Annotated in this window: 11 protein-coding genes; 6 read left to right on the top strand and 5 right to left on the bottom strand. The window is 34.9% G+C overall.

The annotated features are described in order from the left end of the window. Positions 1 to 12: 12 nt before the first annotated feature. Together moaA and I5818_RS11260 are read right to left on the bottom strand one after the other, a co-directional pair. The gene (gene moaA / locus I5818_RS11265; protein WP_078110814.1) at positions 13 to 1026 is read right to left on the bottom strand and encodes a GTP 3',8-cyclase MoaA; all 1014 of its coding nucleotides are present in this window, start codon (positions 1024 to 1026) and stop codon (positions 13 to 15) included. A gap of 140 nt (positions 1027 to 1166) precedes the next feature. Next, positions 1167 to 2666 carry a nitrate/nitrite transporter gene (locus tag I5818_RS11260; RefSeq protein ID WP_071974939.1) on the bottom strand — a complete coding sequence of 500 codons (1500 nt, stop codon included), beginning with the start codon at positions 2664 to 2666 and terminating at the stop codon, positions 1167 to 1169. A 276-nt stretch (positions 2667 to 2942) separates the two neighbouring features. On the opposite strand from I5818_RS11260, the gene I5818_RS11255 reads away from it, so the two are divergent. From I5818_RS11255 to narI, 5 genes are all read left to right on the top strand, one after another. Beyond that, entirely contained in the window at positions 2943 to 3644 is a 702-nt protein-coding gene (locus I5818_RS11255; RefSeq protein ID WP_058004465.1) for a Crp/Fnr family transcriptional regulator, read from the top strand. Positions 3645 to 3796: 152 nt separating this feature from the next. Continuing rightward, positions 3797 to 7477: a nitrate reductase subunit alpha gene (locus tag I5818_RS11250; RefSeq protein WP_078109977.1), complete on the top strand. Its 3681-nt coding sequence runs from the start codon at positions 3797 to 3799 to the stop codon at positions 7475 to 7477. Further along, entirely contained in the window at positions 7467 to 8936 is a 1470-nt protein-coding gene (narH, locus tag I5818_RS11245; RefSeq protein WP_078109978.1) for a nitrate reductase subunit beta, read from the top strand. Before I5818_RS11250 ends, narH begins: the two co-directional genes overlap by 11 nt. Before the next feature lie 29 nt (positions 8937 to 8965). Continuing rightward, on the top strand, positions 8966 to 9493 hold the full coding sequence (narJ, locus tag I5818_RS11240; RefSeq protein WP_071974942.1) for a nitrate reductase molybdenum cofactor assembly chaperone: 528 nt from the start codon (positions 8966 to 8968) through the stop codon (positions 9491 to 9493). Between the two features lie 17 nt (positions 9494 to 9510). Next, positions 9511 to 10203, top strand: coding sequence for a respiratory nitrate reductase subunit gamma (narI, locus tag I5818_RS11235; protein WP_058004381.1), 693 nt, complete (start codon positions 9511 to 9513; stop codon positions 10201 to 10203). A 65-nt stretch (positions 10204 to 10268) separates the two neighbouring features. Here narI and I5818_RS11230 read toward each other — a convergent pair whose 3' ends face one another. Beyond that, entirely contained in the window at positions 10269 to 11423 is a 1155-nt protein-coding gene (locus I5818_RS11230; RefSeq protein WP_078109979.1) for a D-alanyl-D-alanine carboxypeptidase family protein, read from the bottom strand. Between the two features lie 184 nt (positions 11424 to 11607). Here I5818_RS11230 and I5818_RS11225 point away from each other — a divergent pair, with 184 nt between their 5' ends. After that, positions 11608 to 12408 carry a glycoside hydrolase domain-containing protein gene (locus I5818_RS11225; protein WP_169846894.1) on the top strand — a complete coding sequence of 267 codons (801 nt, stop codon included), beginning with the start codon at positions 11608 to 11610 and terminating at the stop codon, positions 12406 to 12408. Between the two features lie 61 nt (positions 12409 to 12469). Here the strand turns inward: I5818_RS11225 and I5818_RS11220 are convergent, their stop codons facing one another. Together I5818_RS11220 and I5818_RS11215 are read right to left on the bottom strand one after the other, a co-directional pair. After that, positions 12470 to 14389: a vWA domain-containing protein gene (locus I5818_RS11220; protein WP_180212152.1), complete on the bottom strand. Its 1920-nt coding sequence runs from the start codon at positions 14387 to 14389 to the stop codon at positions 12470 to 12472. 11 nt (positions 14390 to 14400) lie between these two features. Next, positions 14401 to 15285, bottom strand: a complete 885-nt coding sequence (locus tag I5818_RS11215) for an ATP-binding protein (RefSeq protein WP_390883553.1) — start codon at positions 15283 to 15285, stop codon at positions 14401 to 14403. Positions 15286 to 15374 lie beyond the last annotated feature (89 nt).

Here is a 15374-nt window from a genome sequence, read left to right as displayed (position 1 = left end):
AATCTCCCTTCCCTATCCTCCAATATAGGACATTTCTATTTTATTTTTCTTTGCATTTCCATTGCTCATGCGCTCATCAGAATACCGATCGTTTCGATGATTCCAAATAGAGATAATTTGAGATTGTATAAATTCATTACTACTTTTATTGCGGAGCATAGACTTCAAATCAAATCCTTTTCCGGCAAATAAACAGGTGTACAACTTTCCGTCTGCTGATATTCTAGCTCTTGTACAACTTGTACAAAAAGATTCGGAAACCGAAGTTATAAAACCAATTTCTGCTTGTTTATCTTTATATTTATAGCGTTTAGCAACTTCTCCAAAATAAGCTTCATCCACTGGTTCTAAATCAAATTCCTGCGATAGCATGTGATATATTTCTTTTTTCGGTATGACCCGTTCGAAATTCCATCCATTTGAATTACCGACATCCATAAACTCGATAAATCTTAGTGTGACACCTTTTTCTCGAAAATATCTTGCCATAGGAATAATTTCTTGATCATTCACTCCTTTTTGAACAACCATATTTATTTTTATATGAAAACCTGCTTTTAGCGCTGCATCAATTCCTTTTAAGACAATTTTTGAACTGACACCTCGACCATTTAACGCTTGAAATACTTCATCATTTAATGCATCAAGACTTATATTTAACCGTCTCAAGCCAGCTTGATATAAGCTTTCAGCATGCTTTGAAAGAAAAACTCCATTTGTCGTTAAACCAATATCAGTTATTCCGTTTATATTGACTAATTTCCTAATGAGATCTTGGAGATTTTGTCGAAGCAGTGGCTCCCCACCTGTTAACCGGATTTTCTTCACACCTAATCTAGCAAATATATTCGCTAATCGTTCAATTTCTTCAAAAGATAATACTTGATCTTTCGGTAGAAAAGCATAATCTGGACCAAACACCTCTGCAGGCATACAGTAGCTACAGCGAAAATTACAACGATCTGTTACAGAAATTCTCAGATCATGTAATGGTCGATTCAATTGATCTCTGATTATTTCGTCCATATTCCCATCTCCTTAAACACACCCCATTTTAACAAACAGGAGAGTTCATCCTACTTATATATTAACAGTTTTAATAATGAAATCTTTTAAAAAAATAATATATTTCTTAAAAAATGACAGGGAGGCACATTGGCCTCCACTTAAGCTTTATGATGTTTAATTTCAGTAAACATTCCCACATAATATTTTGTTTCACCCGCTGTATTTTGAACAGGGCTAATTGTCAACCATTCTAAATATATTTCACCATTTTTTCTTTTATTCCAAATCTCCCCTTTCCAATAACCATTTGTTTTAATAGATACCCACATCTTTTCATAAAATTTTTTATCATGTTTTCCTGATTGAATAATTTTTGGTGTTTTTCCTATAACCTCACCCATCGTATATCCTGTTACCATAGTAAAGGCAGGATTTACTCTTGTGATAGTCCCCTGTAAATCTGTTACCATTACTCCTTCAATGGTATGATCAACAATATTTTGTGATAATTCAAGCTTTTCTTGATGATACATCCAAACGACAATTATAAGACAAGCAAGGGCGACTTGTGACAGCGCCATAAATCCAATTGAATAATTTCCAGTCATATTAAATAAGAAAGAAAGAATTAATGGTGGAAAGAAACCACCTAACCCCCCCATTGCGGAAACGACACCATTGACAATCCCCGCTTGTTCAGAAAAATAAAGAGGAACGAGTTTGAAGATGGTACCATTTCCTATCCCTGCTCCAATGGCTATCACTATACACCCAATAGAATACAGTGTTAGTGTAGGTGTAAAGGCTAATAATAACCCTGCTACAGTTAATCCCGCAAATACACATATTAATATTTTAAAGGAATTAAATTTATCTCCTAACCATCCTCCTACTGGCCTTAAAAATGTTGCAATCGCAATAAAGCCGGCAGTTCTAAATCCAGCATCTACCTTATCTAATCCGAAATGCCCTACTAAAAAGTTCGGTAAATAAATCGTGAATGCTACAAAAGATCCAAAAGTTAAAAAGTAAAACAAACTTAAAAACCAAAGCTTTTGATTGTCATATACTTTTCTAAACTGTTCACTGAAAGATACTTTCATTCTTTTTTCTTTTTTATCCCCAAAGATAAAATTAAGTACGGCAAATAATAGAAGTAAAATAATGTACAATTGAACGGTAGTTTGCCAACCAAATTTAATAGCAAGTACTGGTGCTAAAAATGTAGTAATTGCTGTTCCAATATTTCCCGCTCCATATATTCCATTAACAAATCCGTGTCTTTCCTTGGGGAAATATTTAGGCAATGATGTAACTCCAACCGAAAACACAGCTCCACCAATCCCAATAAATAATCCTCCAATAATTAAATCTAAAAAACTATTTGCATAGCTTATATAAACGGCTGGTATGATAAGAAGAATAAAGCTTGTAGTAAATAATGCTCGTGAACCAAAACGATTTGTCCAAAATCCAATGGGAATTCTTAATAATGATCCTAAAATAACTGGAACTGCCGTTACAAGGGCAATCTGGTTATCTGTTAAAGCAATATCCATTTTAATAAACGACATTAAAGAAGATAAGATAACCCATATCATAAAGCCCATAATTAAACTCAATGTCTGAAGTGGTAATTGTTTTTTTCCGGAATGCATAAAGAGTACCCCTTTCAATAATTTTTTCCATTACATGTATTCATCATAAAAAATTGAAATCTATTAAGATGTGATGTTTTTCACATAAAGATTATTTTTTATATATTTTTGTATTTTTTATGTACAGCTGATATTTAATTCAATTTTTAAATTATTAACTATAATAAAAAAATACTTTTTTCAAAATTTATCCTTGATTAGACCTATACTTTTTTATGCTTAAAGAGTAAGTTATAGGTAACACAACACAATTTTAAAAGGGTGATACGGTTGAAAATAGAACAAAAACCAATTAAACCTACACATTCCATTAAAATAAATGAATTAATCAAGTTTTCGGAAAAAACGATAAAAATAACGAAGGGAAATTATTTATTTCAAGAAGGAATGACAGCAGAAGGTCTCTATATCATCATCTCCGGAAAGGTTCAAATAAGTAAGATTACTTCAGACGGGCAAGAATTAACCTTTAGAATATGTAGTCAGGATGATATTGTAGGTGAAGCGATTCTTTTTTCTTATTCTTCAAGATACCTATTAACTGCTAAGGTGATTGAGGATGGCGAAGTAGCTCTCATCAGAAAAGATATATTAGAGGATGAACTGTTTAAAAATAGCTCACTTGCCTTTGAATTTATGAAATGGATGAGTGATCAATATCGGAAAACACAGACAAAATTTCGAGATCTTATTCTTCATGGTAAAAAAGGCGCTTTGTTTTCTACTTTAATTCGAATGACAAACAGTTATGGCGTACAACAGCGGAATGGGATTCTCATTGATTTACCCATTACAAATCAGGAACTGGCAAACTTCTGTGGTACCTCTCGGGAAAGTGTCAATCGTGCATTAAGCGAATTAAAAAAAGACGGGATCCTATCAACGAATAAAGGAAAAATCACTATTCATAATTTACAGTATTTAAAAGATGAAATTTGTTGTGAAGACTGTCCTGCAATCTATTGCAATATTGAATAATCATTAGGTGTTAAAGCATGAATTTCATGCTTTTTTTTTATTGAAATTGTATATGTCTTTTTCGTGAAGTGTGATTAACTTCACAACTTCATCTCACTTCAATGTTTATAGTGTATGTATCAATACATTATTTCACATAAGGAGTGAAGCAAATGTCACGAAAAAGATCACCATTAACTAATCGGTTACGCTACTTTTCTCCCACCGAAAAACTGAATGATAACCATAGTGAAGTTCGCGAAGGAAATCGTGAATGGGAAGATGTTTATAGGAGAAGATGGCAATATGACAAGGTCATTAGATCCACTCACGGTGTGAACTGTACTGGCTCATGTAGCTGGAACATTTTTGTTAAAGATGGAATCGTTACATGGGAAGGTCAAAATTTAAATTACCCTACTACAGGACCAGACATGCCTGACTTTGAACCACGAGGTTGTCCACGTGGTGCCAGCTTCTCATGGTATATATATAGCCCATTACGAGTGAAATACCCATACATCAGAGGAGTCTTATTACTCATGTGGCGTGAAGCGCTTCAAGCACATTCCAACCCTCTTGAAGCATGGAAAAGTATCATTGAAGATAAAGAAAAAGCGAAGCAATATAAAGAAGCAAGAGGAAAAGGTGGATTTATGCGAGCAGACTGGGAAGAAGCATCCATGCTAGTTGCTGCCTCCCTTCTCTATACGGTTTTAAAATATGGACCTGACCGCAATATTGGCTTCTCTCCAATTCCAGCAATGTCTATGCTTAGTTATGCTGGTGGATCAAGGTTCATGCATCTGATGGGTGCACCTATGTTAAGCTTTTATGATTGGTATGCAGATTTACCGCCTGCATCCCCACAAATTTGGGGTGATCAAACGGATGTACCAGAAAGCAGTGATTGGTATAATTCAAGCTACATTATTACATGGGGATCAAATATTCCTTTAACTCGCACACCTGATGCTCATTTTCTAGCGGAAGCACGGTACCGTGGGGCGAAAGTAATTTCTTTGAGTCCAGACTATGCTGAATCAACCAAATTTGCGGATGATTGGTTAAGTGTGAAACAAGGTACCGATGGTGCAATTGCTATGGCAATGGGTCATGTCATCTTGAATGAATTCTATGTGCAAAATCAAGTAAATTATTTCTCTAATTATGTGAAGAAATACACAGACTTTCCTTTTCTTGTAACATTAAAGAAACAAGATGAAGGATTTATTGCCGACCGATTTTTAAATGCCAACGATATTGGTAGATCCACTAAAAATGGTGAATGGAAGCCTGTTCTCATGAATGACAGGTCACAAAAAATTGCTGTTCCAAATGGCACAATGGGTTCTCGCTGGGAAAACAACAGAAAATGGAATTTGCACCTACAGGATGAGGACTCTAATGAAGTGATCGATCCTAGACTTTCATTACTTGGAATAGAAGAAAAATGTGTAAAGCTATTTATCCCTTACTTTGGTGAAGGTGACACAAATGTTTTGGAGCGCGTCGTCCCTATTCAAACGATAAAGCATGACGGAGAAACCATTTATTACACCACTGTCTATGATTTAATGCTGGCAAACTATGGAATCGACAGAGGAATCGGTGGCATAGTTGCAAAAAGTTACGATGAGGATGTGCCCTTTACTCCAAAATGGCAAGAGAAGATTACTGGTGTGAAAAGTGAGCAAATCATTAAGATTGCCCGTGAGTTTGCCCAAAATGCCATCGATACGAATGGAAGATCAATGATCATTGTCGGCGCTGGAATAAACCATTGGTTTCATTCTGATACAATTTATCGAGCTGTTCTGAATCTCGTTCTTCTCGTTGGAGCAGAAGGCGTTAACGGTGGAGGTTGGGCCCATTATGTAGGTCAAGAAAAATTACGTCCTGTTGAAGGCTGGCAAACTATTGCAATGGCACGTGATTGGCAAGGACCACCTAGATTACAGAATGGTACTTCCTTCTTTTACTTTGCAACCGATCAGTGGCGCTATGAAGATATACCAGTTTCAACCCAAGTATCACCTGTATATGGGAAGCCTAGATATGAGCATAACGCTGATTATAATGTAATGGCAGCAAGACTAGGCTGGCTCCCTTCGTATCCAACCTTCAATGCAAACAGTTTGGAACTATATAAACAAGCAAAAAATGCAGGGAATCATACAGAATCTGAAATTGCACAATATATCGCCAAACAATTAAAGCATCGAAAATTACAATTTTCTATTGAAGATCCAGATAATGAAGTGAATTTTCCCCGCAATTTAATTGTATGGCGTGCCAATTTAATTTCAAGTTCCGGAAAAGGACATGAATATTTTTTAAAGCACTTATTAGGTGCAACAAATGGTCTATTAAATGATGATTCAGATAGTATTAGGCCAGAAGAAATCCATTGGCGCGATCAAGCACCGGAGGGGAAACTAGACTTGCTGATTAATTTAGATTTTCGAATGGCTGGAACTGCACTTTATTCTGATGTAGTCCTGCCGGCTTCAACATGGTATGAAAAACATGATTTGAGCAGTACAGACATGCATCCCTTCGTTCATCCGTTTAATCCGGCAATCTCCTCACCTTGGGAGGCAAAATCTGATTGGGATATTTTTAATAGACTTGCAATGGCAGTTTCTAAGCTTGCTAAAGATATTGATTTAGAACCTATTAATGATATCGTTGCTACTCCATTGCAGCACGATACTCAACAAGAACTAGCAAAGCCATTAGGAAAAATAAAAGATTGGTCTAAGGATGAATGCGAACCAATACCAGGCAAAACGATGCCACAAATTCATGTGGTTGAACGAGATTTTCGTCTCATCCATGAAAAAATGAAAGCTCTTGGCCCAAATGTTAAAAATCAACCAATGGGTACAAAAGGAATTTCCTGGTCTGTTGAAGATGTATACGAAAAGTTAAAAAAAGTTAATGGAACCATTAAGGATGGCATTGGAGATGGATGTCCAGATATTAGCAATGCTTTTAAAGCTTCTGAAGCTGTTCTCATGCTCTCCTCTACCACAAACGGAAAGCTTGCAGTGAGAGCATGGGAATCTTTAGAAAAGCAAACGGATTTACATTTACGTGATTTAGCAGAAGAGCGTGAGGAAGAATGCTTTAATTTTGAACAAATTACAGCTCAACCGAAAACCGTCATTACCTCCCCCGCTTTTAGCGGATCTGAAAAAGGTGGCAGACGTTACTCACCATTTACGACTAATATTGAAAGATTGATTCCTTTTAGGACGATTACGGGTAGACAATCCTTCTATATTGACCATGAAATGATGAGCGAATTCGGAGAAAACCTAGCTACGTTTAAACCAATTTTGCAACATCAACCATTTACAGATAGACGTCCATCAGTTAAAGGAAAAGAAATTACATTAAATTATTTAACACCACATAATAAATGGTCTGTTCATAGTATGTACTTCGATTCCCAACCGATGTTAACTCTCTTCCGTGGTGGACCTACTGTTTGGATGAATAAGGATGATGCAGAAGATGCGGAAATTGGAGATAACGATTGGATCGAATGCTTTAATCGAAATGGAGTAGTTGTTGCACGTGCCGTTGTCTCACATCGTATTCCACGAGGGATGGCCTTTATGCATCATGCACAGGATCGGCATATTAATGTTCCTGGTACAAAGCTAACCCAAAATCGAGGTGGTACACATAATAGCCCTACGAAAATTCATGTTAAACCTACACATATGATTGGCGGGTATGCTCAACTAAGTTATGGATTTAATTACTATGGACCAACTGGTAACCAAAGGGATTTAAATGTAGTTATTCGTAAGTTAGAGGAGGTTGATTGGCTTGAAGATTAAAGCTCAAATCGGAATGGTCATGAATTTAGATAAATGTATTGGTTGCCATACTTGTAGTGTAACATGTAAAAACACCTGGACAAACCGTCCAGGTGCAGAATACATGTATTTCAATAACGTAGAAACAAAGCCGGGTATTGGCTATCCCAAAAAGTGGGAAGATCAGGAAAAATACAAAGGTGGATGGGAGAAAAGAAATGGAAAACTTCAGTTAAAATCAGGAACAAAAGTCAATCGTTTAACGCATCTTTTTTATAGTCCTTATCAGCCTACGATTGATGACTATTATGAGCCTTGGAGCTATGATTATGAAACATTAACTAATAGCCCTCAAAAAAAACATCAGCCTGTTGCACGTCCAAAATCTAATCTTTCAGGTGAATACATGGAAATATTATGGGGACCCAATTGGGAAGATGATTTAGCTGGGGCACATATTACTGCTCATGAGGATCCAAATGTACAAAACATGGAAGAAGAAATAAAAACAGAATTTGAAGATGTATTTATGATGTACCTACCTAGAATTTGTGAGCACTGTCTGAATCCTGCATGTGTGTCTTCCTGCCCTTCTGGTGCTATGTACAAAAGAGATGAAGATGGAATTGTTCTTGTTGACCAAAACGCTTGTAGGGCTTGGAGACATTGCGTCAGCTCATGTCCTTATAAAAAGGTGTATTTTAACTGGCAGACGAATAAGGCGGAAAAGTGTACCCTCTGTTTTCCAAGATTAGAAGCTGGATTGCCAACGATTTGCTCAGAAACATGTGTTGGGAGAATTCGCTATTTAGGTATTATGCTTTATGATGCCGATCGTGTAAAAGAAGCTGCTTCAGAAGAGAACATACATGATTTATATCAATCACATTTAGATATTTTTCTAGATCCGAATGATCCTGAGATTATTAAACAAGCAAAAGCAGAAGGAATTCCTGAAGATTGGCTGGAAGCTGCCCAAAAATCTCCTTTATATAAAATGATCATTGAATGGAAAATTGCCCTTCCCCTTCATCCGGAATATCGTACTTTACCTATGGTTTGGTATATTCCTCCGCTAAGTCCAATCATGAATACCATTGAAGGAGTTGGCACCAATATAGATGCAGATGAGATTTTTCCTGCCATAGATCATATGAGAATACCTATCGAATACTTAGCCAATCTGTTGACTGCAGGCGAACAAACACATATTCGAAATGCACTCAAAAAGATGGCCGTCATGCGGACATATATGAGAGCAGTCCAAACAAATAAACAGCCAAATTCAACATTACTGAATGAAATCAATCTAACTAAACAACAAGTGGAAGATATGTATCGACTTCTAGCAATTGCCAAATTCAATGACCGCTTTGTCATCCCACCATCCCATAAAGAAGATATTTCAAATCTTTATATGGATCAAGGGTCATGTGGACTTGACTTTGCTGGTGGCCCCGGTAAATGTATAACATTATAAATTTTTATTTAATAAAGGAGGTATGCTAGATGGATGCACAACTAAAAAAAATATTTCATATCTCCTCCTTCCTTCTCACCTACCCAGATCGGCACTGGTGGGAGGGCCTAGAGGATTGTAAAAATGAAATTAATACTTTAGATGATCATCAGGATGCAAAAGAGCTATTCCTACAATTTTTTAGTCAGTTAGAACAAATTGAACCGATAAAGTGGATTGAGTCCTATGTATATTTAATTGATTTTGGGAGAAACACTAATTTCTACTTAACTCATGGGAACGACGGACAACAACGTGAAAGAGGAATGGAATTACTAGCTTTAAAAAATTTATATAGTAATGCGGGATTTGTTGTAACTGATCAGGAGTTACCGGATTATGTGCCTCTTATCCTTGAATTTTTATCATGTGCACAGAATGATTATGTCCTGCCGATCATAGAAAAATTTAAAGCTAATTTTCTTCAGCTAGAGAAGCAGTTTATTGAAAAAAAACATGGTTACCAACTAATATTTAAAATTATTAATCTTTCAATCCAGAAATTTGAAGATGACTGAGGGGAGCTGCCTAAACTATGATTCATCAGTTTTTATGGGTTATCTATCCGTATCTTGTACTTATCGTATTTATAGGTGGTGTGATTTTTCGTTATCAGCATGATCAATTTGGTTGGACAACGAAATCTAGCGAAATGCTAGAGAAAAAGAAGCTTGCGTACGGAAGTAGCTTTTTTCACTGGGGGTTAGTTTTTGTTTTTGGTGGCCATGTGATGGGCATTCTTATTCCGGAACCAGTATATACAGGACTTGGCATTAGTGAGCACCTGTACCATAACATTGCTATTGGTTTTGGAGTTCCTGCTGGAATTATATCTTTAATTGGGCTCGTGATTCTGTTTTATCGAAGGATTTCCGTCAAAAGGATTCGATATACTAGCTCAGTCAGTGACATTTTAGCATTAGTTTTTTTGTTAATCGTTATGTTAACAGGACTTTCAGCAACAATATTTAATATTACACCAGAGGGCTTTGATTATCGTAAAACAATCAGTCCCTGGTTTAGAGGTCTTTTTTACTTCCAACCTAATCCATTACTAATGGAAACTGTCCCACTATGGTTTAAAATGCATATTATTTCCGCATTTTCATTGTTTGCTGTATTTCCATTTACGCGTCTAGTACATGCACTCAGTATGCCATTGAAATACCTACGCCGAAGTTATGTCATTTACAGAAAACGCGGTAGGAAAATGGATGAACATTTATAATGAAAATCTCCATTAAAAAAGGTTATAGCTATAGGAGAATTCCCTTCTAGCTATAACCTTTTTCTCTACATTCTTTTTTGATTAATCTTTTTGATTATTACAGTTAAGATAAGCAAAAAGGCAATTATGACAACATAAAGGCCCCAATTTTTCGAAGGGGAGGTGGTTTGTTTTTCAGTAACTTCTGATTTAGTTTCTGCCGCTTTTACTTTCATGGGAGTTAGCTTTAATGTATCTAATGTATCCCCCGTACGATCAGAGATTTGAAGCATACCGTCATCTAAAATATCTTCAGAAACGGTTCCATTTAACGGCTTTGTATATTCAATATCTTTTGGAGCTTCAAATATTTCCTCACCCACCTTAAATGTAACCCCTTTTGCTAAAGTAGATGTTTCAAAATGATTAAAACCATAATCTAGAAGTTTTTTTGTATCATTATAGGCATCATTTTTGGATTTTGCATTCATAATGATGACAGTCAGATGAATTTTATCATTTTCAGCAGTTGTAGCTAATGTTTGACCAGATTGATCAACATAGCCAGTTTTACCGCCTGTCACCTCTTTATACTCAATTTCACCTTTTAAAATTAAATGATGTGTGAATAAAGTTGTCTGCCATCCTTCACCATTCCACTCTAATTCCTTTGTACCGAAAATTTGTTTGAAAATATCGTTTTTTATTGCATAATTCGTAATCTTGGCAAGATCATATGCGGTCGTATAATGATTTTCATCAAAAAGACCGTGTGGATTAACAAAATTCGTGGCTGAAACACCAATCTTATCAACTAGATACTGATTTAACTGAGAGGCGAATTTTGGAATACTTCCATTCATGTATTCTGCTATTGCTACTCCAGCATCATTTCCAGAGTTTATTAAGAGACCCTGTAATAAATGTTTCAATGTTACTTTTTCACCTGCTACTAAATAAACACGTGTACCATCGGTATTTTCAACATTTTTACTAATTGTCACCGTATCATTCAAATTTCCATTTTCAATGGCATATATAGCGGTAGCAATTTTTGTTAAACTGGCTGGATACAAACGCTTAAATGCATTTTTTTCATACAATACCTTTCCAGTTGTACTATCTACTAAGACAGCAGATTCACTTGCTAAATTTAATATTGGTTTTTCAGAAGCATGTACTTTATATAAAAAATTAAATGACAATACAATCACAAAAGCAAATAACCAAATTTTCTTCAAACTTCGACACATCCATTTTACAAAATTCATCAAAATTATTTTATCAGATAATATGAAACATTTTCATTAATTTAAAGGAAATGTAATCAAATTGAAATACAGTCCTAATAAATAAGCAACTCTCAAGCTGTCACCCTCCTCTTGGATGTCGAATAAGATATACAAGCAAAAAGGAGGAAACAAATTGAATAATAAAAATGAATTTTTAAATTGGAAGTTCATTCTGCCCCTATTCATTGGACTTCTCCTAATTATTCTTGTCCCTCTATATTATAATTACAATAAAGAGGATCAGAAAAAATTAGATAATCAAAGCAGTCAAGAAAATAAAAAACAGGAAAATGCTCCAAAATACTTATGGGGAGTGGATTCTGCTAGTAAAACAACAAAGGAAATGTACAAATGTGTGAATGAGAATTTTGGAAAACCAAAAGTATGGGGTCGATATATTGGAACCAATGAAGAGGTTTCAACAGGTTTAACCCAACAAGAAATTAAACTACTTCATGAAAAAAAGATAAAAATCCTATTAATTTATAATCACTTTTCAAACGCTACAACACAAAAAGCAGGACAGCAAGAGGCAAAAAAAGCGATTAAATATGCTAAAGAGTTGCGAGTTCCGAAGGATACCTTACTATTTGCTGACATAGAACCCAACTATCCAGTTGATTCAGCCTTTATTAAGGGATGGGTTGAAACATTGAATAAATCCGATTATCTTCCTGGAATCTATGGAGTTTTTGATAAAAATCAAAAATTATTTAGCGCATTTAATAAAGCAGGAAACGATGTGAAAGAAAAAGCAATCATTTGGTCTGCAGCACCAAATATGAACATTACCTCGAAAGAAAAGGCTCCTAAATATAACCCTACCGGCCCTAAAGAATCAAAAATACTTGGATGGCAATATGGGATCGATGCGAAAAAATGTAATATTGACACTAATTTATTCAAAGGGGAAATTGAAAAAAATTTATGGTAAACCAACAAATTAGGTGTTTAAGGGGTGCCTAATCCCCTCAAACACCTAAAAGTATTTACAATTATGCAATGCTTTTATAAAGTAATTTTTTTAGTATAGGAAATAATACATTAGGTAATTCTTCAATATTGGACACTAAAATACTGAAATTCCCATATATATCATGTAAAATCTTTTTTTGGCTTTCTTCAATTTCTGAATTGGACAAAAAGATATTAATCACATCTATTCCCTTTTTCCTTGCTTGTAAAACTGCTTCATGAGTGTCCACAATCCCATTTTGTTCATATCCAAACGCTGCCGGCTCCCCATCAGAAAATACTAATAAGAACTTTTGATTTTCAAATCTAGTCATTAAGCGATCAGTCATAAGACGGATTGCATAGCCATCCCTATTATCTTCCTCTGGTTGAAGTTGCATAATTTCCGGACCGGATAGATTTCGTAATGATGTTGAAAATTCAATGACAGGTTTAAAATAATTTGGCTGCTTTTCCTTTGTTGCATCATTCGTATCTTCCCAAAATCCAATAACCTCATGTGCAACATTTACAGATTTTAAAGCTTCATGAAATAGTGTAATGCCAAGCTTCGTTTGCTCCATTTTGTCATACATAGAAGCGGAACAATCTACTAAAAGTGAGAAGACCGCATCAATTTCACTTGAAGGTTCCTGTTTCTTATAAAATAGTCTCGGATTTTCGTCAGTGAAAAATGGCAACAGTTTCTTACGTAATCTTCCAAAATGTAAATCCGTTCTTGGTGCTATTTTTTTATGTTCCAATGTCTTTTCAATAATCTTTTTTAATTTCTTTTGATAACTACTGATCGTTGACTTGAACTCGCGATATTGTTTCTCTTCTTCATACGTAGGTTTTTCTAGACTTAAAAAAATAGGATAAGCAAAACGATTTTCTTTACCATAATTTTTTTCAATCCCTTGATTGCTTCTTTGCTTATGTTCTTGCACTTCTAAATTTGAATAATCATTTTTATTTGTTTTTTGTACTGAACCTTGAACAACAGCAAGTGCTTGATCACCTGCCTCACCCTCTCTTACCCCTTCGCCTAATAAATCAGTACCTGAACCTTGATCCAAATCAAATTGCAAGAAGCTTTTACTTAAATCACTTGTTTCTCGGTGCCATGTACGAAACTCTTCTTCAAATACTTCCTCATCCCCTTCTGATTTTTTATCTAATACATCATTATTTTGAAGGGGATCCTTTCTTTTTAAGTCATCAAAAGTTGGGTCATGAACAATGTCATCATATTTTTTATCAGGAAGATGGAAATACTCATTTAACATGTCCTGATCTAAAATATCCTCCAATGTTTCTGTTAATTCTAAACAAAGCTTTACGGTATCTTTTGTTGATTTTGTTTCGTAGAATCTAGTGATTGTATTTTTAATGTATGGCATCACCAAATTAATCTCTTCATTGTAATTAGGTATGTTTTCATTCGGCGAATCTGAAGTTAATAAGAGAAAAATATTATTAAACAAAGCATCTGTATAAATACTTTTGACAAGATTCACTTTTAATTGTGATTCAAAATATTTTCGATAGACAAATATTCTATCCTTAAAAGCTGATTTAGTTCCTGGACGTTTCCGTTTAATTATTTCTTCTAGTCTCAAATCCTCAGTTATCATAAATAATTGCTTTGCAAAACTTTTTAATGAAGTAGTAGATAGTTTTTGAAGTAAGTAGTAAATATCCTCTTCATTTGTAAACGAATAATTGCCTATCGCTCGTAAATAAACATCACTCTTTAGTCCATTTATCATTATCTTTTTGGGACGATGGTTCCAAAAATGGCGTACATATATTTTTTTTGACATTCGATCTAAATAAGAATGCACACCAAACTCTACTTCATAATCAAGGTTTTTCGTTAAAGTAGTAACTAAATCTGCTAATTCCATAACAATCATTGAATCAATTTTTTCATCATTGAATTGAATAAATCGTTGCATGCGATTGCCCCCTATTCAAACAATGTTTCGGCAATATTACGAATCGCTGCTTTTTCACGTTCATCCTCTAATTTATCTATGATCCCTCTTTGGATGGCCCTTAATGGAGGTAAATAAATGGAAAGATCACAAGTATCTATGAGAGCTCTAATCGAGGCTGCTTCTTCAGAAATTTTCCCCATTTCGGCTTGAACAATTAAATCACTTGATAACTGTACAAATCGATTAATTAATTTCTCGTCTTTTAACTGGCTTTGTGCATGTAATACCTTTTTCAAAATCTCCCCTTGAATATAAGGAACATCGATTACGATAAAGCGATTTTTCAGTGCCTCGTTTAAAGGAACTGTACCGACATATCCTTCATTAATTGCGGCAATAACACCAAAATGATTCTCAGCTGTAATGACTTCACCAGTAAACGGATTGGCAATCGTTCTGCGATAATCAAGTACTCCATTCAAAATAGGCAATGTTTCTGGCTTTGCCATATTAATTTCATCTATATATAGTAAATATCCTTTTTTCATGGCCTCTATAACGGGACCAGATACAAACTTTATTATGTTTTGTCCATTTTCCTGACCGATTGTTTTAAAACCTAAGAGACCTTCTGCATCTAAATCTACGGAACAGTTAATACTTTTCATAGGTTGTCCAAGGAGCAAAGAGAGTGTTTCGGCTAGCTTTGTTTTCCCAGAACCCGTTGGGCCTTTCAATAGTATATTTTTTCCGAGTAGAATCGCGACGAGTGCATCCATTAAAATAGAATCATTAGAAGGGATATATCCTTCTTGTTCGATAAGCTTATTTTCATCATTTGCTTTAAAATAGTCTTTTCTTTTATTTAATCTATCTTTTATTTCATCAGGTAATGAGATCATTTTATCAAACATATTGCAATTCCTTTCTATATCTTGCATACTAGGGAAATTATATTCCTACAATTGTATTTTAGGTTAATCATTCTATAATTGCAAAATCT

The organism is Heyndrickxia oleronia, assembly GCF_017809215.1.
Taxonomy (GTDB): domain Bacteria; phylum Bacillota; class Bacilli; order Bacillales; family Bacillaceae_C; genus Heyndrickxia; species Heyndrickxia oleronia.
Note: the sequence above shows the minus strand (reverse complement) of the source record. Positions and strands in the feature narration are given on the sequence as shown.